22 protein-coding genes and 1 other RNA gene are annotated in these 25,902 nt (G+C 59.1%); 7 read left to right on the top strand and 16 right to left on the bottom strand.

All coding sequences use genetic code 11. From position 1 onward, the window contains the following. The first annotated feature begins 38 nt into the window (after positions 1-38). Positions 39-1,163 carry a GTP 3',8-cyclase MoaA gene (moaA, locus tag HYX42_RS01720; RefSeq protein ID WP_293398872.1) on the top strand — a complete coding sequence of 375 codons (1,125 nt, stop codon included), beginning with the start codon at positions 39-41 and terminating at the stop codon, positions 1,161-1,163. A gap of 85 nt (positions 1,164-1,248) precedes the next feature. Here the strand turns inward: moaA and HYX42_RS01715 are convergent, their stop codons facing one another. The 4 genes from HYX42_RS01715 to HYX42_RS01700 form a co-directional block, all read right to left on the bottom strand. Continuing rightward, the gene (locus tag HYX42_RS01715; RefSeq protein WP_293398871.1) at positions 1,249-4,413 is read right to left on the bottom strand and encodes an efflux RND transporter permease subunit; all 3,165 of its coding nucleotides are present in this window, start codon (positions 4,411-4,413) and stop codon (positions 1,249-1,251) included. Between the two features lie 41 nt (positions 4,414-4,454). Then, positions 4,455-5,834 (bottom strand): efflux RND transporter periplasmic adaptor subunit, encoded by a 1,380-nt coding sequence (locus HYX42_RS01710; RefSeq protein ID WP_293398870.1) that lies wholly within the window; start codon positions 5,832-5,834, stop codon positions 4,455-4,457. 475 nt (positions 5,835-6,309) lie between these two features. Then, positions 6,310-6,795, bottom strand: coding sequence for a ribonuclease HI (rnhA, locus tag HYX42_RS01705; RefSeq protein ID WP_293398869.1), 486 nt, complete (start codon positions 6,793-6,795; stop codon positions 6,310-6,312). Between the two features lie 18 nt (positions 6,796-6,813). Further along, complete coding sequence (locus HYX42_RS01700) at positions 6,814-7,692, bottom strand: class I SAM-dependent methyltransferase (protein ID WP_293398868.1); 879 nt, start codon at positions 7,690-7,692, stop codon at positions 6,814-6,816. 15 nt (positions 7,693-7,707) lie between these two features. Between HYX42_RS01700 and gloB the strand changes: the two genes are divergently transcribed. Next, positions 7,708-8,478 carry a hydroxyacylglutathione hydrolase gene (gene gloB, locus HYX42_RS01695; protein WP_293399998.1) on the top strand — a complete coding sequence of 257 codons (771 nt, stop codon included), beginning with the start codon at positions 7,708-7,710 and terminating at the stop codon, positions 8,476-8,478. 92 nt (positions 8,479-8,570) lie between these two features. Further along, positions 8,571-9,995, top strand: a complete 1,425-nt coding sequence (locus HYX42_RS01690) for a transglycosylase SLT domain-containing protein (RefSeq protein ID WP_293398867.1) — start codon at positions 8,571-8,573, stop codon at positions 9,993-9,995. 33 nt (positions 9,996-10,028) lie between these two features. Here the strand turns inward: HYX42_RS01690 and HYX42_RS01685 are convergent, their stop codons facing one another. The 8 genes from HYX42_RS01685 to dnaX all read right to left on the bottom strand — a co-directional run bounded on the left by HYX42_RS01685 (position 10,029) and on the right by dnaX (position 16,756). After that, positions 10,029-10,169, bottom strand: a complete 141-nt coding sequence (locus HYX42_RS01685) for a DUF3096 domain-containing protein (RefSeq protein ID WP_293398866.1) — start codon at positions 10,167-10,169, stop codon at positions 10,029-10,031. A gap of 122 nt (positions 10,170-10,291) precedes the next feature. Continuing rightward, positions 10,292-11,131 (bottom strand): ABC transporter permease, encoded by an 840-nt coding sequence (locus HYX42_RS01680; protein ID WP_293398865.1) that lies wholly within the window; start codon positions 11,129-11,131, stop codon positions 10,292-10,294. Between the two features lie 8 nt (positions 11,132-11,139). Next, positions 11,140-11,967: an ABC transporter ATP-binding protein gene (locus HYX42_RS01675; RefSeq protein WP_293398864.1), complete on the bottom strand. Its 828-nt coding sequence runs from the start codon at positions 11,965-11,967 to the stop codon at positions 11,140-11,142. A gap of 1 nt (position 11,968) precedes the next feature. Further along, positions 11,969-12,967, bottom strand: a complete 999-nt coding sequence (locus HYX42_RS01670; RefSeq protein WP_293399995.1) for an ABC transporter substrate-binding protein — start codon at positions 12,965-12,967, stop codon at positions 11,969-11,971. 234 nt (positions 12,968-13,201) lie between these two features. Next, positions 13,202-13,615 carry an MAPEG family protein gene (locus HYX42_RS01665; protein ID WP_293398863.1) on the bottom strand — a complete coding sequence of 138 codons (414 nt, stop codon included), beginning with the start codon at positions 13,613-13,615 and terminating at the stop codon, positions 13,202-13,204. Positions 13,616-13,707: 92 nt separating this feature from the next. After that, on the bottom strand, positions 13,708-14,334 hold the full coding sequence (gene recR / locus HYX42_RS01660; RefSeq protein ID WP_293398862.1) for a recombination mediator RecR: 627 nt from the start codon (positions 14,332-14,334) through the stop codon (positions 13,708-13,710). 143 nt (positions 14,335-14,477) lie between these two features. Continuing rightward, a complete protein-coding gene (locus HYX42_RS01655) occupies positions 14,478-14,810 on the bottom strand; it encodes a YbaB/EbfC family nucleoid-associated protein (RefSeq protein ID WP_293398861.1) in 333 nt (110 codons plus the stop codon). Positions 14,811-14,851: 41 nt separating this feature from the next. Then, on the bottom strand, positions 14,852-16,756 hold the full coding sequence (dnaX, locus tag HYX42_RS01650; RefSeq protein ID WP_293398860.1) for a DNA polymerase III subunit gamma/tau: 1,905 nt from the start codon (positions 16,754-16,756) through the stop codon (positions 14,852-14,854). 256 nt (positions 16,757-17,012) lie between these two features. Here dnaX and ffs point away from each other — a divergent pair. The 4 genes from ffs to HYX42_RS01630 all read left to right on the top strand — a co-directional run bounded on the left by ffs (position 17,013) and on the right by HYX42_RS01630 (position 20,724). Beyond that, an RNA gene (ffs, locus tag HYX42_RS01645) (signal recognition particle sRNA small type) lies at positions 17,013-17,109 on the top strand. A gap of 115 nt (positions 17,110-17,224) precedes the next feature. Beyond that, positions 17,225-18,892, top strand: a complete 1,668-nt coding sequence (locus HYX42_RS01640; RefSeq protein ID WP_293398859.1) for a site-specific integrase — start codon at positions 17,225-17,227, stop codon at positions 18,890-18,892. Positions 18,893-18,943: 51 nt separating this feature from the next. After that, complete coding sequence (locus tag HYX42_RS01635) at positions 18,944-19,819, top strand: nucleotidyltransferase (protein ID WP_293398858.1); 876 nt, start codon at positions 18,944-18,946, stop codon at positions 19,817-19,819. Then, positions 19,816-20,724: an S-4TM family putative pore-forming effector gene (locus tag HYX42_RS01630; RefSeq protein WP_293398857.1), complete on the top strand. Its 909-nt coding sequence runs from the start codon at positions 19,816-19,818 to the stop codon at positions 20,722-20,724. The genes HYX42_RS01635 and HYX42_RS01630 overlap by 4 nt, the downstream gene beginning before the upstream one ends. On the opposite strand, the gene HYX42_RS01625 is transcribed toward HYX42_RS01630, so the two are convergent. The 4 genes from HYX42_RS01625 to HYX42_RS01610 form a co-directional block, all read right to left on the bottom strand. Then, entirely contained in the window at positions 20,721-21,212 is a 492-nt protein-coding gene (locus tag HYX42_RS01625) for a thermonuclease family protein (protein WP_293398856.1), read from the bottom strand. The genes HYX42_RS01630 and HYX42_RS01625 overlap by 4 nt on opposite strands. Positions 21,213-21,234: 22 nt before the next feature. Further along, entirely contained in the window at positions 21,235-21,717 is a 483-nt protein-coding gene (locus tag HYX42_RS01620) for a hypothetical protein (RefSeq protein WP_293398855.1), read from the bottom strand. Positions 21,718-22,983: 1,266 nt separating this feature from the next. After that, complete coding sequence (locus HYX42_RS01615) at positions 22,984-25,509, bottom strand: hypothetical protein (RefSeq protein ID WP_293398854.1); 2,526 nt, start codon at positions 25,507-25,509, stop codon at positions 22,984-22,986. Then, positions 25,506-25,781 (bottom strand): hypothetical protein, encoded by a 276-nt coding sequence (locus HYX42_RS01610; protein WP_293398853.1) that lies wholly within the window; start codon positions 25,779-25,781, stop codon positions 25,506-25,508. Before HYX42_RS01610 ends, HYX42_RS01615 begins: the two co-directional genes overlap by 4 nt. Between the last annotated feature and the right edge of the window lie 121 nt (positions 25,782-25,902).

Below are 25,902 nucleotides of genomic sequence, written 5' to 3'. Positions count from 1 at the left end.
GGCAGTGCCAATAGGGTAAATTCCAGCTTCAGCCCACCATGACCAACAAGACCATTCCCCTGGCAGACCTGCGCTACGCCAGCCGCGTACCGCACATCCCTGCCCGGCTGGATGCGCCCACCGGCCTGCTGGCCGATACGCTGGGCCGGCCGCTGCGCGATTTGCGCATCAGCGTCACAGACCGCTGCAACTTCCGCTGCAGCTACTGCATGCCCAGCGAAGTGTTCAACAAGGACTACGCCTTTTTGCCGCAGACCTCGCTGCTGAGCTTTGAAGAGATCACCCGGCTGGCAAAGATCTTTGTCGCCCACGGCGTCGAGAAAATCAGGCTCACCGGCGGCGAGCCGCTGCTGCGCAAGAACCTTGAAGTGCTGATCGAAATGCTGGCAAAGCTGCAGACCCCAGAGGGCCGGCCGCTGGACATCACGCTCACCACCAATGCATCGCTGCTGGCCAGAAAAGCCCAGGCGCTGAAAGATGCCGGCCTGCAGCGCGTGACCGTCAGCCTCGACGGGCTTGACGACGCCGTTTTCCGCCGCATGAACGATGTGGACTTTCCGGTCGCCGATGTGCTCGGGGGCATAGAGGCCGCGCAGAAGGTCGGCCTCGCGCCCGTCAAGATCAACATGGTCGTCAAGCGCGGCACCAATGATTCAGAAATCCTGCCGATGGCACGCCATTTCCGCAACACCGGCACAGTTTTGCGTTTCATCGAATACATGGACGTGGGCGCCACCAACGGCTGGCGCATGGACGAGGTGCTGCCCTCCGCGCAGGTCATAGAACGCATCAACGCCGAATTCCCCCTGCTGCCCATCACGGCCAACTACGCAGGCGAGACCGCCGAGCGCTGGCGCTATGTAGACGGCGGCGGCGAGGTCGGCGTGATCAGCAGCGTCACCAAGGCGTTTTGCGGCGACTGCAACCGCGCCAGGCTGTCGACCGAAGGCAAGCTCTTTTTGTGCCTCTTCGCCAGCCAGGGCCACGACCTGCGCGCCCTGCTCCGCGGCAATTATGGTGATGACCAGCTATCGGCGGCCGTGGGCCATATCTGGCAGGCGCGTACCGACCGCTATTCAGAGCAACGTGCCGCGCTGCCTGCCGACACCAGCCAGCCAGAAAGCAGCGGCAAGCGCGTGGAAATGAGCTACATAGGCGGCTAGGGCGTAGTCCCCACACACGCCTGTTGGGAGGGAATGCGGCGAGCGTACATCCCAAAGCAAGCCATGCCCTGGAGGCCGGCAGGCCTTATTTGGCGACGTACTCCGGCTCACCGTGATGGCCCGGCGCTTCCTTCACCTCGGCCGTGTTGGCACCCGGAACTGCCGTACGTGCAAACAGCGTGTACATGGTCGGCACAACAAACACGGTCAGCAAGGTGCCGAGAGACATGCCGCCGACAATGACCCAGCCGATCTGGGTGCGGCTTTCTGCGCCGGCACCGTGGGCGAAGGCCAGTGGCACCGCACCCAGAACCATGGCGCCCGTCGTCATCATGATGGGGCGCAGGCGCTGGGCCGAGGCCTTGACGAGTGCGTCGATCATCTCCATGCCCTGCTCGCGCAGCTGGTTGGTGAACTCGACAATCAGAATGCCGTGCTTGGTGATCAGGCCCACCAGCGTGATCAGGCCGATCTGCGAGTAAACGTTGAGCGACCCGCCCGACCACTTCAGCGCCAGCAGCGCGCCAATCATGGACAGCGGCACCGACAGCATGATGACCAGCGGGTCGACAAAACTCTCGAACTGCGCTGCCAGCACCAGAAAGATAAACACCAGCGCCAGCACAAAAACGATGGCCAGTGCGCCCTGGGAGTTTCTGAACTCGCGCGAGGTGCCGTTCAAATCAGTGCTGTACCCTGTTTTCAGGATCCTGGCAGAGGTCTGGTCCATGAACTTCAGCGCCTCACCCAGCGAATAGTCGGATGCGAGGTTGGCGGTAATGGTGGCAGAGCGGCGCTGGCCGAAGTGGTTGAGCTCGCGCGGCGACACGCTTTCACGCACCTTGACCAGGGCCGACAGCGGGATGATGGCGTCATTGCGGCCACGCACATAAATGCGGTCGATGTCTTCAGGCGTGGTGCGGCCGCTGGCATCGGTCTGCACGATCACGTCGTATTGCTCGGCGTCGCGTTTGTAGCGCGTCACGTTGCGGCCGCCCAGCAGGGTTTCGATGGCCTTGGCCACCACCTCCACGCTGACGCCCAGGTCGGCCGCCTTGTCGCGTTCCACCTCAATGCGCAGCTCGGGCTTGTTCAGCCGCAAATCAATATCGGGCGACACGATGCCGGGGTTTTTGGCAATCTCTTCCATCATCTGGCGCACCACAGCGTTGAGGTTCTGGTAGCTGTCAGAGGTCTGGATGACAAAGTTGAGCGGCCGCTCGCGGAAGCCCTGGCCGAGCGAAGGCGGGGTGATGGGAAACGCCGTCACTCCGGGCAAGGCATTGAATTTAGGCTGCAACTGTCTGGCCAGGTCGATGGTGGAGCGGTTGCGCTTGTCCCAGTCAACCGTACGGTAAACGACGCTCGCCTGCGCCACCGTGGGGTTGCCGACGCTGGCAAAGATACGGTCGAACTCGGGAAAGGACTCGCCCATTTTTTCGAGCGCCCGCGCATAGCGGTTGGTGTAGTCCAGCGTGGCGCCGTCGGGCGCATTCACGTTTGCCAGAATCACCCCGCGGTCTTCAATCGGCGACAGCTCCTGCTTCATGGTCGGAAAGACCAGCGCAATGGCCAGCGCGCTGAGCAGCATGACGCCGACCACAATCCAGCGCGCCTGCAGCACAAAGCCCTTGACCCGCTCGCCGATGCCGCCAGTCGAAGACGATGGCGACTGGTACCTGGTGGTGACTATCCACCGCAGCAAGGCGCCGTAGCGGTCTGACATGGACGTCAGCACCCTTTCCATGAAACGGTCAAAACGGTTCGGATTCGGGTTGTGCTTGAGCAGCTGCGTGCACATCATGGGTGTGAGCGTCAACGCTACAAAACCCGACACCACCACGGCACCGGCCAGCGCCAGCGCAAACTCGACAAACAACCTGCCAGTACGGCCCGGCGTGAAGGCCAGCGGCGCATACACCGCCACCAGCGTCGCCGTCATGGTGATCACGGCAAAGCCGATTTCACGCGCGCCCTTGATGCCGGCTGAAAACGGGTCCATGCCTTCTTCAATGTGCCGGAAGATGTTCTCCAGCATCACGATGGCGTCATCCACCACCAGGCCAATGGCCAGCACCAGCGCAAGCAGGGTCAGCGTGTTGATGGTGAAACCGGCGAGGGCCATCAGCGCAAAGGTGCCGACCAGGCTGACAGGAATCGTGACGATTGGGATGATGGACGCACGCATGGTACGCAAAAACACAAAGATCACCAATGCCACGAGGCCGATGGCTTCGGCGATGGTGCGGTAGACGTTCTTCACGGAGCGGTCGATGAAGACGGAGTTGTCGTTGGCCACGTCAATCAGCATGTCCGCAGGCAGGTCAGCCTTGAGTTTGGGCAAGGCGTCCCGCACACCTTTGGACAAGTCCAGCGGGTTTGCAGTGGCCTGACGGATGACGCCAATGGCCACTGCAGGCCGGCCATTGAGGCGTACGGCCGTGCGCTCGTCGGCCGCACCCTCCTGAACGCGCGCCACGTCGCGCACCTTGACAGAAAAACCGTTCACGGTCTTGATCACGATCTCGCTGAACTGCGACGGCCGGACAAGGTCGGTTTGCGAGGTCACGCTGAACTCGCGCTGCTGCGACTCGATCCGGCCCGCAGGCAACTCAAGATTGCTGCGGCGTATGGCGTCTTCAACGTCCTGTGTGGTGAGCTTGTAGGCCGCCAGCTTGTCGGTGTCCAGCCAGACGCGCATGGCGTACTTGCGCTCACCGAAGATGCGCACGTCGGCCACGCCGCTGACGGTCTGCAGGCGCGGTTTGACAATGCGGTTGATGATGTCCGTGATCTGCAGCGGGGTCATCGACTCGCTGGAAAACGCAATCTGGATCACGGGGAAGGCATCGGCCTCCACCTTGGCGATGACGGGCTCCTCAATCGCCTGCGGCAGGCGGTTGCGCACACGCGAGGTGCGGTCGCGTACCTCGGCAGCGGCCGAGTCGGCGTCTTTCTCAAGCCGGAAGCGTACGCTGATCTGTGCCTGGTCGGCACGGCTGATGGACGTAATGACGTCCACCGCATCAATGCCGGCGATGGAGTCTTCAAGCGGCTTGGTCACCTGTGATTCGATGACCTCGGCCGAAGCGCCTGCATAACGCACGCTGACGGTCACGACAGGCTCGTCGATCTTGGGATACTCACGCACATTCAGCCGGTTGAAGCTGACAGCGCCCACCAGCAATATCAGCAGCGACAGGACGGTCGCAAACACTGGCCGGCGTATGGATGTTTCAGCGAGTTGCATGGTTGACCCAATACTTGTTTGACACGTGTTGACGCAAGGATCTAGGCGCGACCAGCTTTGGGCGCAGCCCGCGCTGCAGGCACGGCTTCGGCGCACGGATTAGGCCCGGAAACCGCTGCTGCGCCGGAAGCGACGACCGCAGGCAGGCGCGGCGCCGAAGCAGCCACCGCCGGCATGGATGCAGCGGATACCGGCGTATCACCAGCGGAAACCGCAGAAGCGGCCTGTGCGGCTGCAGCCGGTGCCGAAGCCCTTGCAGCCGGCCCGCCACCAGCGCCAGCGGCACGCCCGCCCCCCGTGAGATCTGCCAGTGTCACCATCATGCCGTCACGCTGTATGCGCTGCTGGCCGGTGGTCACCACCATGTCGCCGGCATCCAGCCCCTCAAGAATCTCGACCTTGCCGGGACGACGCAGGCCCACTTTGACCTCCACCCGCTTTGTCGTACGCGTATGCGCAGAAGAGCCGGGAAGAAGCTTGATGACAAACTGCCGCCCGCCCTGGGGAACAATCGCCTCCTCGGGAATCAGTCTGGCGTTTTCACGCTCGCCAAACACCACGTTGACCCGTGCAAACATGCCTGGCCGCATCTGCAGCTGTCGGTTGTCTATGCAGCCCCTGACACCCACGGACCGTCCGTTGGCATCAATCAGCGGGTCTATGGCCTGGACCTGCGCGGTGTACTTGCGGCCGGGCAAGGCGTCGATGTCAAGCATGGCAGTCTGCCCGCGTTTGACCTTGCTCTGGAAGCGCTCAGGCAGGCGGAAGTCGACAAACAGCGCATCAATGTCTTCAATGTTGACGATATCGGCGCCGTCCTTGAGGTAGTCACCGACATTGACGAGACGGATGCCGGCAATGCCGTCGAAGGGCGCAACAATCTTCAGGCGTGCGGCGGTCGCCTGCGCCAGAGACAGCTTGGCCTGCGCCACCTGCAGGTTGGCCGCGCTTTCATCGAGCGAACGCTGGCTGATGAAGTTCTGCGACACCAGTTCCTGGTTGCGCTTCTGGTTGGCCTGGGCAATCGAGAGTTCGGCCTGGCTTTGCTGCACCTGAGCCAACGGCAACTGATCGTCGAACTGAACCAGCACCTGACCCTTGCGCACACGCTGGCCATCGGTGAAATTAAGCTGGGTGATGCGGCCGCTGACCTCGGGCCGCAGCACAACGCCCCGCCTCGACCGCAGGCTGCCGACGGCCTGCGTGTCGTCGGTGATCCGGGCGACCTCCACTCTTGCGAACTCTACCGACAAGGGCTTGCCATCAGAGGGGCCGCTCGCAGCACCCTGGGCGGCCCCGGCCGCCAGAGGCGATGCACCAGATGCATCACTGGCTTTTGGTTTCTGGTACCACCATGCAGCGCCGGACGCCACAGCAATGCCCGCTGCCGCGACCACCGTATAAATTGCTTTTGATGCCATCTGGAAGGAGACTTGTTATAAAAAGATACAAACTTCCAATGTATCAGCAGACAGGCCTCAACCTGCCGTTTTTCAGTCGCCAGACAGGGGGATACGCGGCGGCTTTACAACGACTTTACAGACTGGGCCGGCACGGTGCGGCGACAGATAATATGTACGCTTATGGTTTAGAGTCTGTTTATGAACTGTAGGGGGTCGCGTTGGGGTGCAATCGGGATGAGTGTGCTGTCCGGGCATGCCGCACGGGCTCATGCCCATGCAAGGGCCTGGGCGGCGCAATCGCCCGATTTCACCCCAACCCGAAGGGCAAGCACCTTCTCGGGCGGTCTGCTGCGTTGCGCTGCTTACCAATAGCTGAGCTATTGGCTGCGCACCGCGCCTTGCAGCCCATCCCGACAAGGTGCTTGCGCGACCCCCTACAGTTCATAAACAGGCTCTCAGGTTGCCCGTACGGAACCGCCTGCACACATTCAGGTCAAAGGCGACCCAGCGCGCGTTCAACACCCTTGTTTGCCAGCGCGTCTGCGCGCTCGTTGCCCGGGTCGCCTGCATGCCCCTTGACCCAGCGCCAGTCAATGCGGTGACCGCTGGAGGCCACCAGCGCATCGAGCTTTTGCCAGAGGTCGACGTTCTTCACCGGCGCCTTCGCGGCAGTACGCCAGCCCCTCGCCTTCCAGCCGTGTATCCATTCGGTGATGCCCTTGCGGACGTAGTCACTGTCAAGGTACAGCGTGACCGCGCAGGGCCGTTTGAGCGCCGCCAGTGCCTCGATGACGGCCGTCATTTCCATGCGGTTGTTGGTAGTGCCCAACTCGCCGCCGAACAGTTCTTTTTCAGTGCCGCCCATGCTGAGCAGCACGCCCCAGCCGCCCGGGCCGGGGTTGCCCTTGCAGGCGCCGTCCGTGTAGATGACGACCTGCTGGCCATTTGTATTGCTTGTACTGTCTTGTGAATCTGCCATCTGATAATTTTTGATTGACTATTCCGAAAAGAGTGAATCGGCTTCCCGCATGACCTGGCGTCTGGCTGCAGGCTCCTTGTTGGCCACCGCGGCTGGTGCGGCAGCGACAGTCTTGCGCGTCTTCCATGCGGGCTCCAGAAGCCTCACGCCCTGAACACGCTTTACTGCCACAACAAAATACACCGCCCCAAAAATCGGCCACCAGCGGGCGCCGGCCTTGTCCATCCATTCAAAGCGCGACAGCCATTTCTGGCTGGTCAGGGCTGGCCGATAACAACCGAAGCGACCGGACTCTACCTCAAAACTCAACAGGCGCAGCCAGTCGCGCAGCCGCCAGTAGCCGATGAATTCGCCTGCTTCAGGCAAAAACAGGTCGCCGTGGCCAAGACGGCGGTAGAAGTGGCCGCGTGTCTGCCGCATGCTCCACAGGCTGGTCGGGTTCAGGCCACTGATGACCACACGGCCCTCCGGCACCAGCACGCGCTCGACTTCGCGCAGCGTGGCGTGTGGGTCCATGCTGAGTTCCAGTGTGTGTGGCAGCACGACAAGATCAAGGCTTGCCGCAGGAAACGGCAGTGCGACCGAATCGGTCACCAGCGCAGCGCGCGGCCGGGAACTTGCTGCGACGCCTGCACTCGTAAGGGAACCAGGTAAGTCCGCACCGGCCAAAGGTGGTACGGTAGACGCCACAGCCGGTGGTGGAGTGTTCAGTGCAAGCCATTGATGGGGCATGCGGTTTGTACCCAGCGCATCGAGTTCCGGAAAGCCCAGCTGCAGCGCGTGATAGCCAAAGATGTCACTCACCGCTTCGTCAAATTGCGCCCTCTCCCAGGCCAGCAGATACTCGCCGGGGGGGGTCTTGAGCCAGTCAGCCAAACCTATAATTTGCGAGTTCATCAGGACCACTGCATGTTGAAATTGATTCCCGTCCCCGCCTTTGCAGACAACTACCTGTGGGTGTTGCATGACGGCAAACGCGCGCTGGTTGTAGACCCCGGGGACGCCACGCCTGTGCTGGCTTTTCTGAAAGCCAACGCGCTGGAACTGGAGTCGATTCTAGTCACGCACCACCATGCAGACCATACCGGCGGCGTGGATGAGTTGCGCGACACCACGGGAGCCAGGGTTTATGGCCCTGCTACTGAAAAAATTCCTTCGCCTTACGAACACCTCAAGGAAGGCGACAAGGTCACGGCGATGGGCCTCGAATTCAACGTGATTGATGTGCCAGGCCATACGGCAGGCCATATCGCTTATTACACGCCCGAGGTCAATGGCCGCCCCCTGCTCTTTTGCGGCGACACGCTTTTTTCGGGTGGCTGTGGACGGCTGTTTGAAGGCACACCGGCGCAGATGCTTGCCTCGCTTGACAAACTCACCGCGCTCCCCCCCAATACAGGGGTCTGCTGCACCCATGAATACACGCTGGGCAACCTGCGTTTTGCGCTGGCCGTTGAACCAGGCAATACAGAGCTTGTGGCCTACAACGCCGAGTGCGTAAAATTGCGGGATGCTGGCCAGCCTACGCTGCCCACTTCAATAGAACAGGAGTTGAAAATCAACCCTTTCCTGCGTACCCGGCAAGCTCCGGTCAAAACCGCTGCCCTGCATTTCGATGCTTCGGCACATGACGACATTTCAGTATTTGCCGCCATCAGGCAGTGGAAAAACCAATTCAAATGACGTTTAAAAACCGCCCGGACAAATCGCGCTTCTTTTTATCAACACTTCTATTTTGCGCAGCCCTGCTCGCGGGCTGTGCCAGCCAGCCGGGAATGCCCGGAGATCCCGTACTGACCAGTGGCACTGCTGACGGAAAAACCGTGCCATCGCTTATTCCTTCCGGGCCCCTGAAGAGCATCACACCGGGTCAGGTAGGCGGTTTCAGGATTGCCCAGACCGAACCCCCCAGGGAATTGTGGGACCGCATACGCCGGGGCTTTGCCATGCCTGACCTGCAGAGCGAACTGGTGACGGATCGCGAGCAGTGGTATTCAAGCCGCCCCGACTACATCCAGCGCATGACAGAGCGGTCCAGCAAATACCTCTTCCATATCGTTGAAGAACTTGAGCGGCGCCAGATGCCGACCGAACTGGCCTTGTTGCCCTTCATTGAAAGCGCATTCAACCCGCAAGCCGTATCAAGTGCCAAAGCCGCAGGCATGTGGCAGTTCATGCCTGCCACCGGCAAGTACTTTGACCTCAAGCAGAACGTCTTTCGCGACGACAGGCGCGACGTGCTTGCATCCACCCGGGCCGCGCTGGACTACCTGCAAAAGCTGCACGGCATGTTTGGCGATTGGCACCTGGCGCTGGCCGCCTACAACTGGGGCGAAGGCAGCGTGGGACGCGCCATTGCGCGCAACCAGAAGGCCGGGCTGGGAACGGGGTACATGGACCTCAACATGCCTGCCGAAACCCGGCTTTACGTGCCCAAGCTGCAGGCCGTGAAAAATATTGTGGCCAACCCGATAGGGTTTCGCACTGAATTGCCACTGATTGAAAACCACCCCTACTTCCAGCAGGTACAAATAACGCGCGACATTGACGTTTCACTGGCAGCCAGACTGGCCGACGTCAAACTGGAAGACTTCAAGGCACTCAACCCGTCAGCGCACAGGCCGGTGATTCTTGCCGCAGGAACCCCCCAGATCCTGCTGCCATGGAATAACGCCACAGTCTTCCAGCGCAATTTTGATGCTTACAGCCAGGGACAGTATGCGAGCTGGACCGCCTGGACAGCGCCATCCACACTCAGCACGGCAGAAGCAGCCAGGCGCACCGGAATGAGCGAGACCGACTTGCGTGCGGTCAATAATATTCCGCCACGCATGCTGATCAAGGCTGGCTCAACATTACTGGTTCCCCGCTCCGCGAAGATGGACGAAGATGTCAAATTGCAGGTGGCAGACAACGCCCAGGTGTCGCTGGCACCGGAAATCGTGACGCGCAAAACAAACGTGAAGGCTCGCAAAAATGAGACTGTTGCCAGCATCGCAAAACGCTATGGCCTGAGCGCGGCAAATGTAGCCGAATGGAACGGCGTCAGTGCGTCCTCGGCTTTCAAGATGGGCCATCAGGTTGTGGTCTACCTGCCAATCAAGGCCCGTGCCGCCGTTCGTGCGAGCGGCCCACGCAATTCGGTTGCTGCCGTCAAGCGCAGCCCTTCCAAAACCATCGTCAAATCAAAGCGCCGCTAAACAGCGGCGCTTGAAACCCCTTGGCGCAAGGTTCTATTTCATTCCAACCAGTCCAATAACGCCAATCACGATCAGGTAGATCGCGACGATGTAGTTGAGGAGGCGAGGCACCAGCAGGATGAGGATGCCTGCGATGAGGGCGACCAGTGGGCCTATGCTGAGTGAGAGGTTCATGATGTGTCCTTATCCTGTGTTGTCATGTGTGAATGACTTTACGGCCTTGATAACACAAGGGCTGTAGGACGGCAGGAAAAGATCGTGATGGGTGCTATCGCTGAACTGCGCGCAATTGGCGATTAAAGTTTTTCGGTGTCCCCGGTGCGGGGTTGCCACTTCATGAGCCGCTCCTCTATCCTGCCAACGATGCCGTCAAGCAGCAATGCAAAGGCCGTCAGCACGACGATGCCGGCAAAAACAGTATTGACGTCAAACGTGCCTTCCGCCTGCAAAATGAGATAGCCCACACCGCGGGCAGATCCAAGATATTCGCCCACCACCGCTCCGACAAATGCAAGACCGACAGAGGTGTGCAGGCTGGAAAACACCCAGCTTGTCGCGCTTGGCAAATACACGGTGCGCAGGAGTTGCCGCTGGTTGGCACCCAGCATGCGGGCGTTCGCCAGCACCACCGGGCTGACCTCTTTCACGCCCTGGTACACATTGAAAAAGACGACAAAAAACACCAGCGTGATGGCCAGCGCCACCTTGCTCCAGATGCCCAGACCGAACCACAGCGCAAAGATGGGTGCGAGGATCACACGCGGCATGGAATTGGCGGCCTTGATATAGGGGTCAAGAACGGCGCCAATCGTAGGCGCAAGCGCCAGCCACAACCCGCAGGCCAGGCCCATGACAGTGCCCAGGCCAAAAGCCAGAACGGTCTCAAGCAGGGTTGTACCCAGGTGAATATAGATGTTGGCGTTGCCCTTGAGCCCCTCCGGAAACAGCATGCTGGGCCCCAAACCAAAGGGCATGAACCAGCTCCAGACGCGACCGGCCACAAGAATCGGCTCGCCGAGAAAAAAAGCGATCTGCTGGTCACGCGAGGCCAGGTGCCATGCGCCCAGCATGACAACCAGCAGGCCCAGTTGCCAGATGCGCAGGTTGCTGTCTGAGGGCTTGATGTGGTGCCACATGTCAGGGCCTATGCAACCTTCTTTAGTTGTTGCGCGTACCCCTTGAGGACTTCGTCGCGCAAAACATTCCAGATCTGTTTGTGCAACTCTACAAAACGCGGCTGGGTGCGCACTTCCGCCACGTCGCGTGGGCGGGGCAAATCAATCACAAATTCGCCTATCGGATGCGTGGCCGGGCCCGCCGACAGAACGATCACGCGATCACTCATGGCAATGGCTTCATCAAGGTCGTGGGTAATGAAGAGCACGGCCTTCTTCTTCGCAGCCCAGAGTTCAAGCACCTCGTTTTCCATCAGCTGGCGCGTCTGCACGTCCAGCGCGCTGAAAGGTTCGTCCATGAGGATGATGTCGGGGTCCAGCGCCAGCACCTGGGCCAGCGCCGTACGCTTGCGCATGCCGCCTGACAGCTCATGCGGGTAGCGGTCACCAAAGCCGCCCAGACCAACACGTTCAAGCCAGGCCTGCGCCTGCAGGCGTGCCTGGTCATCGGGAATGCCGCGGTACTGCAAGCCGACCATCACATTGTCGATGGCGCTGCGCCAGGGCATTAATGCCTCCGTCTGGAACATATAGCCCGCACGGGTGTTGATACCCTGCAGCGTTTCACCAAAAATTTTGACACTGCCTTGCGTCGGCTGCAAAAGGCCCGCGCCGATATTGAGCAGGGTGGACTTGCCGCAACCGGTGGGCCCGACAACGGACACGAATTCTCCGGCGTTGACACACAGGGTGGTGTCACCCACCGCTGTGTAGCCCGGGGTGTTGTCTTTCGATCTGAAGGTGCAGGTGATGCCCTTGAACTCAAGGGCCGCATCGCCAGGGCCTGTCAAACGCATCTCACGCCTTGAATCTGTCCTTGGCGCGTCGCGCAAATTCATTGGTGTAGAGCTTGCTGATGTCTATCTTGTCGGGTTTGATACTGGTATCAAAACTGGCCAGTGCCTTGAGCGCCGTACGCGCGCCATCCTCGGGAATGATGCCGTCCAGCGAAATCGACTCACGCACCTTGTTGAAAGACGCCAGGTAAAGCGCACGGTCACCGAGCAGATAACTCTCGGGTACGGTTTTGATGATGTCGCCGGGGCCCGCGGTCTGCAGCCATTTAAGGCCGTGAACGATGGCGTTCGCCATGGCCTGGCAGGTGTTGGGGTTCTTCTGGATGAAATCGACAGGGGCATACAGGCAGGCTGCGGGCATGGTGCCGCCGAACACCTCCTGTGTACCCTTGAGCGTGCGCGTGTCACTGATGATCTTCACCTCGCCTTTTTGCTCCAGCATGGTCATGACCGGGTCGGTGTTGCTCATCGCATCTATCTGGCCCGAGCGCAGTGCCGACAACGCCCCGGCAGCCGTACCCACACCGATAAAACTCACATCGCTGGCCTGCAGGCCACCACGTGACAGAACCAGGTTGGCCATCATGTTGGTAGAAGAACCAGGCGCAGACACGCCGATCTTTTTACCCTTGAGGTCGGCAATCGTCTTGTAGTTGGGCATGGCCTTGGTAGAGACACCAAAAGCGATTTGTGGCGCCCTGCCCTGCAATACGAATGCGCGAAACATCTGGTTTTTGGACTGCAGGTTGATGGTGTGCTCAAAAGCACCCGAACACACATCTGCAGAGCCGCCCACCACTGCCTGCAGTGCACGCGCACCCCCGGCAAAGTCGCTGATCTCGATGTCGAGACCTTCAGCCTTGAAATACCCCAGTTGTTCGGAAATCGTCAAGGGCAGGTAATAAAACGCGGCCTTGCCCCCGACAGCGAGGGAGATTTTTGTTTTTTCGAGTTTGCCCTGCGCACGCAGCGAAGGAAAGGCAAGCGTCGCAGCAGCCATCGCGGTGCCACCGGCAAATGCGCGTCGCGAGAGCTTGTGGGATGTGATCATGTTTGTGCGTCCCTTTGTTTTTTTAAGTTGATTGAAGCTTATCAAGGCGCAAAAAAACCCGCATCGGGGTCATCCCGTGCGGGTTTGTACCGAAAAAACCTGCTTCATTAACGAATGGTTACGGCCGGCCCAAGGCCTGCGATTTATGGGTCAGGCAGCAGTCAGGTCACGACTGCCGTGAGATCAGCGATAGCCCGAAAAAAGAATGACGATGTTGACAAGTAGCGCCACGGCCCAGACACTGCTGCGCGTTTTGGCCATGTCGGCGACATACATCAGGACATAAGCAATACGCAGCACCACAAACATGAAAGCAAGGATATCAACGAGGGCCTGACGCGCCTGCAGCTGGTGCGCAATGATCACTGCCGCAAAAAAGAAAGGCAGCGCCTCAAAGGTATTGGCCTGTGCGGCATTGGCACGGGCGCGCCAGTCGGTTTGTCTCGCCAGCCACGCGCGAGGATTGTGGTTGTCGAAGCCACCATCTCGCCGGGGTTTGTCAAAGGTGCCGTATTTGGCAATGCCGGCGCAAATGATGGGGAGCAGGGCAGCCACGAGGAGACACCAATAGGCAAACGTGAAGCGAGCAAATGTCATTTTTATAAATCCTGTGGGTCTGCAGGCTACGCCCACCGTACACAAACAATGTTCAGAATTTTAGGGCCGCACACAGCAAGGCCGGCAAAAAATCAGCGCCTGTCCACCAGCGCGTGCGCAATGGTGCCCAGGTCCACGTATTCAAGCTCGCTGCCCACCGGCACGCCACGCGCCAGCCGCGTGACCTGCACACCCCGGCTCTTGAGCGCCTGCGCTATCACGTGCGCGGTGGCCTCGCCTTCAGCCGTGAAGTTGGTGGCCAGGATGACTTCCTGCACTTCGCGGGATTCAGGCGCCGAAGGCTGGCCCTGGGCATCTTTGGGTACCACGCGATCAAACAGCTTCTGCAAACCGATGTCGTTGGGGCCAATGCCATCCAGTGGGCTCAGCTTTCCCATCAGGACAAAGTACAGACCCTTGTAGGCCAGCGTTCTTTCAAGGGCCGCCTGGTCCGCAGGCGTCTCGACCACGCACAGCTTGCTGCGGTCACGCTGGGGGCTGGCACAGGTGCTGCATATCTCGGACTCGGTCAACGTGTTGCACAGCGAGCAGTGCCTGATGCTGCTCACCGCATGCTCAAGCGCGGCGGCAATTTGCAACGCACCGCCCTTGTCATGCTGCAGGAGGTGAAACGCCATGCGGGCAGCCGACTTGGCGCCCACGCCAGGCAGCTTGCGCAGCGCCTGGGTCAGGCCCTCAAGAGCGTTGGAGTTAGCCATGTGACGTCAGGACGGCAAAGGGATAAACGGGCTTGTCCCTGCAAGCAGGGGCCGCAGAACCGGCTTTGCCGGGCTGCAGGCGCAGCGGCCCCCTCGGGGGGCAGAGAGCTACACGAAGTGAGCAAACGTGGGGGCACACAAGGTTAGAAGGGGAATTTCATCCCGCCTGGCAGGCCAGGCATGCCCTGCGTCAGCTTGCCCATTTTTTCCTGGCTCACTTCTTCAGCCTTGCGCACGGCCGCATTGAAGGCTGCAGCGACCAGGTCTTCCAGCATGTCCTTGTCGTCGGCCAGCAGGCTGGGATCGATCTCAACGCGTTTGACGTCGTGCTTGCAGGTCATGGTGACCTTGACCAGACCGTTGCCGGACTCAGCTGTGACTTCCACGAAGGCGAGTTCATCCTGGGCCTTTTTCAGGTTGTCCTGCATGGCCTGGGCCTGCTTCATGAGGCCTGCGAGTTGTCCCTTGTTGAACATGGTGTATTTCCTTTAAAAATCGGTACGGGCGTTGCGTTTGATCATATCGGCTTGGCCATCGCGGCAGCAGCCGGCCGGGGCACGGGCTTGATGCTGCCGGGCACCACCTTGCCGCCCCAGTTGCGCACCATGTCCTGCACAAACGGATCATTTTGTATGAGTTCTTCCGCCTGGCGCTGACGCTCCTGCTGCGCGGCAAGGTTGCGGCGGGCCGGCGTGTCCGCAACCGGGCCGACCTCTATCAGCACCTGTACCGCCGGTTCGGCATTGAGCAGGGCCTGCAGGGCCACCTGAAGCTTTTCGCAGGCGGCAGGCTGGTTCAGCGACTGGCGCTCGACGCGCAAGGTCCAGGTGTTGCCTTCCCGTGCGCAAAGTTCAGACTGCAGGGCCAGTTCACGTGCCAGGGCATTGATGGCCTCGGCCGTCACCAGCTGGCCCACGATCTCGCTCCACTCATTGCCAAGCGCGGTTTGCACCACAACGACGGGCGTCATGCTGTCTGCGGCCTTTGCCGCAGGCTGCGGCGGCAAACGTTCTGGTGCCAGTGCGGCAGGCGCGGAAACTGATTCAACGGGGGCTGAAACGGCAGCGGGTGGCCGTGTATTCATTGTCCCGGGGGCTCCTTCCTGTTGCGGGGAAGTGCTTTCCGGCAGTCGCATCGCAGGGACAGGCTGCGAAAACGCAGCAGGCGCAGGGACAAAAGGCGATGTCGGAGACGACGCGACCGATGGCGGGCTCCGGGCTGGCGCCTGCCGGGCAGTCTCAGGCTGCGGCTTTTTTAGGGGCTCGGCGGCACTCCCCATGGAAGCGGTTTGCGCACCCTGCGGTTTAAAGGCCAGCAGGCGCAACAGCACCATGGTGAGGGCTGCGTATTCATCAGGCGCCAGGCCGAGTTCGCCGCGTCCGTGCAGGCACAGGCTGTACAGCAACTGCGTTTCATCTGCAGGCATGGTTTGCGCCAGCCTTGCGGTCTCCGTCGCCTCCGGGTCGGCATCGCTGTCGCCTGCACCTGCGGCTTCCTGCGCCATCATTTCAGGCACGGCCTGCAGCACGGCCATGCGCTGCAGCACAGTGGTCATTTCTTCAAGGGTGGATGCGGCGCTCAGACCATGCAGGCGCAGCGCTTCGGAGGTTTCCACCACCGTCTTGCCGTCTCCACGCGCCAGTGCATCAAGCAGGCGGAAGACATACGACCGGTCTACGCTGCCCAGCATCAGGCGAACGCTGGACTCGAGCAGTTCGCCAGACCCAAAGGCAATGGCCTGGTCGGTCAGCGACAGCGCATCGCGCATGGAGCCGCGGGCCGCGCGGGCCAGCAGGCGCAGGGCCTGCGGCTCTGAAGGCACGTTTTCAACGGCCAGCACCTTGCCCAGGTGCTCGAGCACAGTCTCGGGGGCCATCGGCCTGAGATTGAACTGCAGACAGCGCGACAACACCGTCGCTGGTACTTTTTGAGGATCTGTGGTCGCCAGCACAAACTTGAGGTATTCGGGGGGCTCTTCCAGCGTCTTGAGCATGGCGTTGAACGCCGTGTTCGTGAGCATGTGAACCTCATCGATCATGAAGACCTTGAAGCGGCCCACAACAGGTTTGTAGACCGCCTGCTCCAGCAACTGGGCGATCTCATCGACGCCGCGATTGGATGCGGCATCCAGCTCGGTGTAATCAACAAAGCGCCCGCTGTCGATGTCGGTACAGGCCTGACACACACCGCAAGGCGTGGCGGTGATGCCGCCCTGCCCGTCTGTACCCAGGCAGTTGAGCGACTTGGCCAGGATGCGCGAGATGGTCGTCTTGCCAACGCCCCGCGTACCGGTAAAAAGGTAGGCATGGTGCAGGCGCTGCGTCGTCAGCGCATTGCCCAGCGCCTGCACGACATGCGACTGCCCGACCATTTCAGAGAAATTTTTCGGCCGGTATTTGCGTGCAAGAACGAGATAGGACATGGGTACTTCTATAAATTCATTTTTCGGGCGAATTGCTGCGTTGCGCGGTGCTCGGAATCCTCATGCACACAAGTGCATTCCGGTGTCCTGCGCTCCGGGCGCCTTGCACTTCATCCCGAAAAGCTGGATTTCTGGAAGCACCCATAGTCTGCATTCTAAAGTGGGCAAGGCTTGTACCCGTCATTGAAGGGCTACATATAGCCGGATAAAACGCTGGCAATCCAAGGGCTATCGGCAGTCACTTACAATGATAGGTGACGGGCCTTCCCGCATGGTAAAGCGGCCAACCGGGTCAGGTGGGGAACCAAGCAGCCCTAACTGTGGAGCCAGTGCCGGGGTCAAGGCTCGTCACCTTATAACCAAGAAACCGAGTATTCATGCGGGTTTCAAGCCCAGAGCGGCTCTCCGCATCGGTTTTGTATCACTTGACTGTGTCACTTCATTAACTTTATGAAGACGGAAAAAGACATGGCTCAAGTCGAAGGGCTGAACCTGCGGGGCTCCCGCTGGTACGTTCGTATCCTCGTTCCAGGTGACCTTCAGGAGGCCCTAGGGACATCCCGAGTGAACCTCTCTCTGGACACTAGCGAACGGCCCCAAGCGGTCCTCAGGGCCACCCAGAAGCGGGCCGAATGGCTCTCCAAATTTGAGGCCAAGCGCCGCGAATTAAACCCCCTCCCGCTCCAGGCGGTTACCCCAGAGATGTCCGCCCAGCTTGCCCAGCGGGTCTATATGGCGGTCCTTCGGGAGGACGACAGGCTACGCAATGACCTCCCCCTTCTGGCTGAAATGGCCCACGTTCGCCGCGAGCTTGACCTGAGGAAGGCGAATCCGGCACACACGCTCAACCTCACGCCACCGCCCCGCGACCCGGACGACCTTCGGGGCCTGCGGGAGGACGAAGCGAGAGAACTGGCCGGGCTGAACGAATATTTGGACAGCAAGGCGGCGGAGAGCCTCAGCAGGCGCAACCTCGTAACGGTGCTGCCGATAGTCCAGGCAGAGGCTGTATCACTTGGCCTGTCGTTCAATCCAGCAACCCCAGGTGCAAGAGAGGCTCTCCAGGAGTCGCTCAAGGCGTACCGCAAGGCTCTCCATGAGGTCACCCTCCGGGACGCTGGAGAGGTCGTGGAGACGCCTTCCGTGCCCTCCACAGCCACCCCCACGTCAAACGAGAAGCGGACCCTGCGGGACGTGTATGACCGCTGGAAGATGTCGGGCGATAGTGTGCGAACTAAGGACACCGTGGCGGCGTGCAATCGTGCCCTCAAGCTGTTTGAGTCGTTTGCCCCTGGGGTGTCTCTCAAGGCCATCACGAGATCTCAGGGGGATAACTTCCGCTCATGGCTACGGGAGAATTCCAACACCACCAAAACTGCCAGAGACCGGCTGAACTGGGTGAAGTCGCTCCTCAAGTTCGCGGCTGAGACCCTTGAGTGGATTCCGCGACAGCCTTGGGTGGGCCTAAAGATTGACTCTGTGACTACCGGGGAGCGCCGTCCTTGGACTGACCCCGAACTCAAGACCCTCTTCCATGCGCCATTGCACCAAGCCTATGAATTGCCTACTGCCTGGAACTCAGGCGGTGCGGCTGCTTACTGGATACCCCTCCTGGGGCTTTATGGGGGTGCCCGCCTCGGTGAACTCTGTCAGTTGCGAACCGAGGACGTGGGGGACGTTGAAGGCATCCCGGTCCTATCGCTGACCGATGAAGGCGAAGGACAGAAGATCAAGACGAAGGCTGGGCGGCGAAAGATTCCTATACACAGCGAATTGATCCGGTTAGGGTTCCTCGATTACGTGGCGACCGTGCGGGCGTCAGGATCGGTGTCCTTGTGGCCTACCTTAAGGCTTCGTGAAGGAAAACCTAGCGGCTACTTCAGCAATTGGTTCTCAGGTTATCGCAGGGGGATTGGTTTAGGAGAGAAACCGGACTTCCATTGCTTTCGACATACCGTAAGGCCATTGATGCGTCGTGCAGGTTTCAGCGAATCCACGATGGACAAGATCACGGGTCACGAAAGCGGGGGCAGTGTAGGCACCATCATTTACGACCATTGGACTGTTAAAGAAGTACAGGCGGCTGTAGAGGCTATCAGCTACCCAGCACTCAAACTACTTAAGACAATCAGGTAAATCTAACGAACGCTTAAAAGCGCACAATTGGTTGCACAAATTGGAGGGGAAATGCCAAGAACTATAGAAGAAGGTTTTGAAGACTTCCTAAGCAAGCTCAAAGCAACATCAGTAGAAACCGCTGCAGCTAAAAGTCACAGGGCGTCCATCGAAGGCGCTATACGAGCTAACTTTGGTCTTATCCGGTTCGTGAGGATTGGCTCTTTTGGTAACGGCACGAGCATTTCAGGCTACAGCGATGTTGATTATTTGGCGTGCCTACCGACACCGTCTCTCACCCAATCTTCAATCTATTCGCTACAAAAAGTTAGAGCGGCGTTGGACCTCCGCTACCCAAATACGGGTGTCCGGGTTAGTTCTCCGGCAGTGGTCATTCCTTTTGGAACATTGCGCTCAGAAGTCACTGAGGTAGTTCCCGCAGATTTTCTACGCGAAGAATCGGGCTGCAAGATATATGACATTGCAGACGGTACGGGAGGTTGGATGAAAGCCAGCCCAGATGCTCACAACGCATATGTACGTGTAGTAGATGAGCGGTTGGCAGGAAAAGTTAAACCCCTGATTCGTTTTGTGAAAGCCTGGAAATATCTCAGGAACGTTCCGATATCTTCCTTTTATTTGGAGATGATGATCGCAAAATACGCGGCGGGAGAATCCTCAATCGTCTACCCAATAGATGTGAAAAACATATTTAAGAATTTATTGTCTAGTGGGTTGAGCGGGATCAATGACCCGATGGGATTTTCCGGCCAGATATCTGCGTGCAAGTCCGCAGTGAATAAGGAAGAGGCGTTGTCCGCTTTAAAGCGAGCCACGACTCGCGCTGAGAACGCAATGGCCTACGCACATGCGGGTAAAACTTCTGATGCATTTGACTATTGGCGGCTTGTGTATGCGGATGCATTTCCAAACTATTACTACCCATGAACACAATCAACAGCAGACAGAACGAACAGCGCGAATTGGAGCGCCTGTCAGCGCAACGCCAGCTTTATGCGACAGCAAAGCATGTATTTGGTTTTCAGCTCATATTGGCTATTCCCATAGCGATTTTCACGGCGTTGATTGCAGTCTTTTTGCCAGAATACAAGGGGCACGCCGCCCTGTGGGGATTAAGTGTTGCCGTTTTAGATACTGCCTTGCTGACGCCTTGGCAAAAAAGGCTGCGGGAAAACGCAGCTGCTATACAAGAAATCTTCGACTGTTATGTTCTGAATCTCCCATGGAACGAACTCAAGGTTGGCAAACGTCCTGATCCTGAAAAAGTGCACGCCCAAGCAAAAAAATATTCAAAATGGGCAAGCACAATGCCTTCGCTAAAGAATTGGTATTCGCCAACTATTGATCAACTGTCATTGCCGTTGGGAAGGCTTGTGTGTCAGCGGGCGAACTGTTGGTGGGATTCGCAACAGCGGAGACGGTACGCCACAACCTTGCAAGTTGCACTTGGGTTGGTTGCGTTAATTGCGGCATGGGTAGGCTTTGCAGCCGGGCTAACAATTGCTGATTTTGTGTTGAAAATTGCCGCACCATTAACCCCAGCATTTTCGCTAGGTCTGCGTCAAGCAACTGAGCATAGAGACGCCGCAGACAGATTAGACAAGCTCCAAACTTTTTCAGAAAATCTCTGGTCGTCTGCTCTTGCAGGTATGGCTGAAGACGAGCTTGGCGCAAATTCGCGCAATTTACAGAACGAGATCTACGATGGAAGGAAACGGAACCCCCTAATCTTCGACACGGTTTTCCGGTGGATGAGAAACGAACAAGAACTGCAGATGAACTACGGTTCTGAGGAATTAGTTGAACAGGCCAAGGCTGCTTTAGCAGGCTAGCGAATGTGCCTGTAGTCCCACGGGGGCACCGCCTGAGCATCCTTCCAGAGCCCCTTACCCTCCTCCCGCGCCTTGACCTCTGCCCTTCCGTACTCCAAGCGGTCCTCCGCAGGTTGCTCCTTCTGGTACTTTTTGTAGTGCCACGCGAGGCCCGCCCTAACCTGCTCCAGGTTGGCATCCATACCGTTCACCAGCACCTTCCCCACCTTGCGGCCATAGCGGTCGTACTTGTCGTACTCAATGGTCACCGTGCGTTCATAGACCATATCCGAGAGGGCCTGCTTGGAGGCGTTGCCGTAAGGCTGCTTCTTCTCAGGCGCATCAATCCCCGAAAGGCGAATCTTGTGGGTGGTCCTGGAGGCGTCAAGGATCGTTATGGTGTCTCCGTCCTGGATGCCCACTACGGTGCCCTGAAGGGTGGCCGCGAGGGTGGTGCTGATATTTGCAAACAGCAGTACTGCGGCAACAGTAAATGAGAGGTGACGCACAAGCGGCTTGGTGTGTCGTTGACTACAAAGCGGAGCAACGGCCTATTTCAATCGAGGGGTTATCTTGGTTCTGATCTTTCACGCTTTTACTGACCACGTAACCTATTGGATAAATAATCTGAAACCGCAGGCTATCCCGATTCACAATAATTCTTTCCATGTGATCGCAGCGCAGAAAACCATATTCATTGAAATCGCCGCTGCACTCCGTAGAGCTTGTTTTGCTGAATTCTTTCCACTGCCACTTGGCCGCTTTCTTGCTGAGCAAATACTTTGAATTCTTAACATTGAACTGCGCCGTCTGCCATGTATTCGAAGTGGTGTCGAACCTGAAGCCAGTTGATTGGTCAGGAATGCAGAGGTAATTTTCTGCAGTTTGAGCTTTAACCTGAACAGCTACCGCGCACAGCATAGAGCTCAAAATTAGAGTCCGAGTGGCTGGCCCACTTAAGCTGCGCCTCACTAGGAGTTGAAGGCTGAAAGGCGTGTGTAGCAAAGTTTTCATTCCAATCCTCTACTGGTTCAGGCGACTTCGACTATAAATGACGGCCAATCAGCCCAACCCCCGGCACTACAGATAGACGGAGGCCCACGCCGCCCAATAGGTGACCTCACGGTTACCCTTCATTGGCTGACCACATGGGAGAAATATTTATGGTCATTCCACGATCAGAGCGCCCGCTGGCTTACTGCTGGACTATGTTGAAGTGGTCTCCGGTGCACCAGCAGGCACACAGCGAATGGCGGTCAGGGCATTCCTCAGGTTCCCCTTTTGGTATCTCTTATAAGGCGGTTGCTAAGGGGTGTTTAGCGGTTGCTAAGACACCTCCAGGCGGTTAGTAAGGACAGTCCCCAGTTGTGAGACCCAAGGCGGTCAGATACCGCTTGAAGTCCGCATCCTCAGCTTCCCTCTGAAGACGGCTGTAAGCCATAGCTGGGTCCTCCTCGGGGGTCCTATCGCCACGTCCAACATATGCGAAGGTGGCCTTCTTGGGATTGCTCCATCGGGTTAACCACCCGGCCTCACACAGTTGCTCCAGAAGGGTCCGCATGGTCTGTCGCGTGGCCCAGGGAACAATGGTCTTCAAGATAAGCCTTGCACCGTGTGCATCAGCGCGGGCCATGTTGCCCAGTACGATGGAAAGTGCCTTGAGATACGCAGGAGAACACCTCTGGACACCTAGGAATTGGCAGGCCCACTCCTTCAATGTACCGAGCGGATACGTGGCTTGGTTACCCTCGGAGAGTTCCATCGAGTACACGGTCACGCCCGCTCCCCGGCGGCTGTGACCTCATGCGCCCACCTGAGGAACCCTGGAGCCGTCGCGAGTGAACTAAAGGTCAGCATGGCCTCAAGACCACTAAGGTTCGTAGCCTGGATCAAGGCCCAGCCGCCACCCGCAGGAGTCGCAACATTGGGAACCCAAGCGAGGACCAGCATGATGTCCTTCGGGTCCGTGATCCGCTTCCTCAGGGGCCAAGTCTTGCGCTTCTCCAGGGCATTGAAGATGTCCACCAGGACGAACCACAGTGCGCCACTTTCATCAGCGTAGGCACGAACTGAATGGCTTTTGTAGTCGAGGCGAATAGAGGCCCGTGGCTGGGCTGCGTATCGCTCACGCCATGTTGGTCTGCGGGTTGCCCTCGCGTCTCCTGTAGACCCCATAACGGGCTCCGTGGAGGCTGTGCCGTGTGTAGTTGTTTGTCTGTCTGTCATAGGATTACAGGCGGAGGTTTTTGGCCCCCGCCGTCGAGTTAAATCAAAGGGAAGTTACTTCCGGCTTGTGGCCGGGTAGAGCGTCATCAGTTCACTGAGTGGCTTGTCCTGGTTGCCATCGCGGCTGATGCGCCTGAAGGCTTCCCTGGAGAACAAGCGGGCTGCTTGCAGCTGACCTCCTGCTGAGGAGTCGTAGCGTTCCATTACGAACGGGTCAGCTGTTTGCAGGTCGCCCTGTTCCTTGCCCACACGCTTGAGGTATGCCGCGTGGAGACCATCTACCTGCTTGTCTGAGGCTTCGCTTGCCGCCTTCACCAGGTCAATCTGGTCTTGAGTGGAATACCACTGCTGGATAGCACCCCGCTGCCACACCATGAGGCCACCTTCGGGGTTCGTGAGGGGAATCCCAGCTACAAATGCACGGTAGGAGCGTGAGCGGTCGTCATACTCCAGCCGCACGGATTCGCCGGGGAAGCCTAGTTCCTTTGCACGGGCCTTGGGCACGGCATCAATGAACTTCTCAAGCCACTCAGCAGAGGTCCGGGTGTTGGATGGGGCCGCTGGCATCTCAGACTTGAGGTAAAGGGTGCCGTTGACCTGGGCTGTGACCTCAGGCCGGCTGATGTAGCTCACTGCCATCTTCAGTGCCGTCTCTGCATCGCCCACTTGGCCGCTGTGGGCCAGCAGGGTCGCATAGCGTTGCACCATGCCGTGGACCTGAGAGGTGTTGGCAAGGCTGTTCCGCATGACATGGCCGGGTTCAGCGGGACCTACCGCACCACCAAAGAGCAGGAGCCTCGCGCCCTCTGCAACCTCACCGGCACCCAACTTCACCACACCGCGCACCCTCTCAACCGGGTTGACCACAGGGGCCAGCCGCTTGAGGGTACTGCCGAAGTCCTGCACATTCCCCCAGCGATTGGCGAACCAGTCCGCCCACGGTGTACCCGTGAGGTCTCCCACGGCAGAGGCTACCTTCTTCGCCATTGCCTCGCCAGGCCCGCCTAAGGTTCCGCCCTGGGCCGCGTTACTGGCTATCGAGGCGGCATCCGAGGGGTCACGCCCCAAGTGCATCAGGAAGGCGATGTCGGAGAAGCGTTTGTATTCCGCCTCCCCCGCCGTCTGCCGTGCGGCATCAGGATTGACAGCATCCAACTGCCTGAACAACTCAATAGCCTTCGTCCCGGCCTCATTCAGTTGCCCGTTAGGTTTCCCCTTGGCGTCCACTGAGATGCTGCTGAGGTTCAATAGGCCAGCCTGAAGCTGCTTCTCCCACGATGGGTTCTTGACACCGTTCATGGCCCATGCGGATACCTGCTGGTCAAACGGTAGGCCCTGGGTCTTCATCGTGAGTGCGTCCTCCGCATACTTCTTCACGTCGAAGTCCTTGACATCACCCGTGGTGGTCAGCACCTGGGGCGTGTTGTTGCCTTGAGCTTCCCAGAGGGTGCCCTTCGTGAGGGCCGCGTCCACACGCTTCTTCGCCTCATACTCGGAACGGATCACAGCACCTTGCATGGCCGACTTCTCCAAGCCCTTCTGCTGGTGCGCCAGCGCGGCCATGTTGGCGTGCGTGATGGCGTGGATCGTGGCCGCTGTCGTGTACTTCTTGTTGTCCGGGTGCTGTGCCCAGGCCATGAACTTCTCCACGTTGAGGGAGCCGGTGTCGCTGGCCTGCATGAACGGGAGGACCTCATCGTCTATCCGCTGGCGTTGCCCCTGGTCGTAGCGAGTGGTCGCCTGGTTCGTCAAGGTGGCCGCTTTGGTTTCCCCGAGGAAGCCCCTCACGGAGCCCAGGTCGGGAAGCTCACTGTTCAGTAGGGACTCCAGCAGGGCCGTCTTGCCGGACGTAGCTGCACGGGTGACCACCTCCTCCAGAGCCGCCTTGCTGGCCTTGTCCGGGAGGGCCTTCGTGTGGCGCAACAGGTGGTACTGATCCAGGACAGCCGCTGCGGCCTCCTGAGGTGTCCCCTTGAAGTCCGTGCCGGTGACCTTGAGGAGTGTGTTGCTGAGGCTGTCGGAGGCCTGTATGGTCCCTTCCTCAACCATCTTGGCATCGTTCACCTTCGCCACGGAATCCATGAGCTTCTCACGCAGGCTCGCATAGCCCTTGTCGAAGCCCGCAGTGGCGAACTTACCGGCACCCGAGAGTGTGGTGTTCCGGCTCTCCGTGAGGTACGTGTCAATTTCCTGAGGGTTGTTGAACTTGAGTTCCCCGGTGGTCACCTTCGACATCACATCCCGCTGCATCGCATCGTGGGAGTTCTGGCCCCATATGTGCTGCACGGTGGCTGCGAAGACTGGCGACTCGGAGGCCAGCATCTTGTCCTCCTTGATCCGCTTGCCAAGCTCCGCGACCGTCATGGAGTTCGCATAGGTGGCCGCACGGGTTTCGTCCTGCTCCTTCTGGTAGGCCGCGTTCTTGTCGATCAACATGTCACCCGCAGCGAACGCTTCACCGAGGCCCCTCCAGGCTTCCATGTTGGGGGCCGCTTGGGTCGTGGTGGTTTGGGCGATCACGCGGGCTTGCGTCTGGAGGCGCTCCGCACCGAAGTTGTCTGAGACTTGTGCGCGGGTCATGCTGCGGGCTTGGTCAGGATCAGGTCACGGTGGAGCAATGCGCTGCAAAGCTCTGGGATCGTGAGGCCATTCATGGTGGCGACCAGGCTCATGTTCGCGTGGTCCTGCAGGATGTTGCAGAGGGCCTCGCTGTTGGTTACCGTGCGGCCATCGCCCTTGAGGGTGACCTGTTCCTGATAAAGCCGTGCGAAAGCCTTGAGGTGCCCGAAGGCGTGAAGTGGCAGGGAGAAGACGCGGACGGCGCGGGCGTGTTTGTGCTGTAGCTGTGTCATGCAAACTCAGTTCTTGAAAAGGGATGAAGGGCTGCGGGGTGGGTGCAGCCTGTGAAAGATGGCCGTGGAGGCCTTGGGAAGGTGGAGATCACCCGGGGGGTTCTCCTGATGTGCACCATTA

The sequence above is a fragment of the Polaromonas sp. genome (assembly GCF_016185115.1).
Taxonomy (GTDB): domain Bacteria; phylum Pseudomonadota; class Gammaproteobacteria; order Burkholderiales; family Burkholderiaceae_C; genus Polaromonas.
The sequence above is the reverse complement of the archived record's forward strand: the minus strand, read 5'-3'. Positions and strand labels throughout refer to the sequence as shown.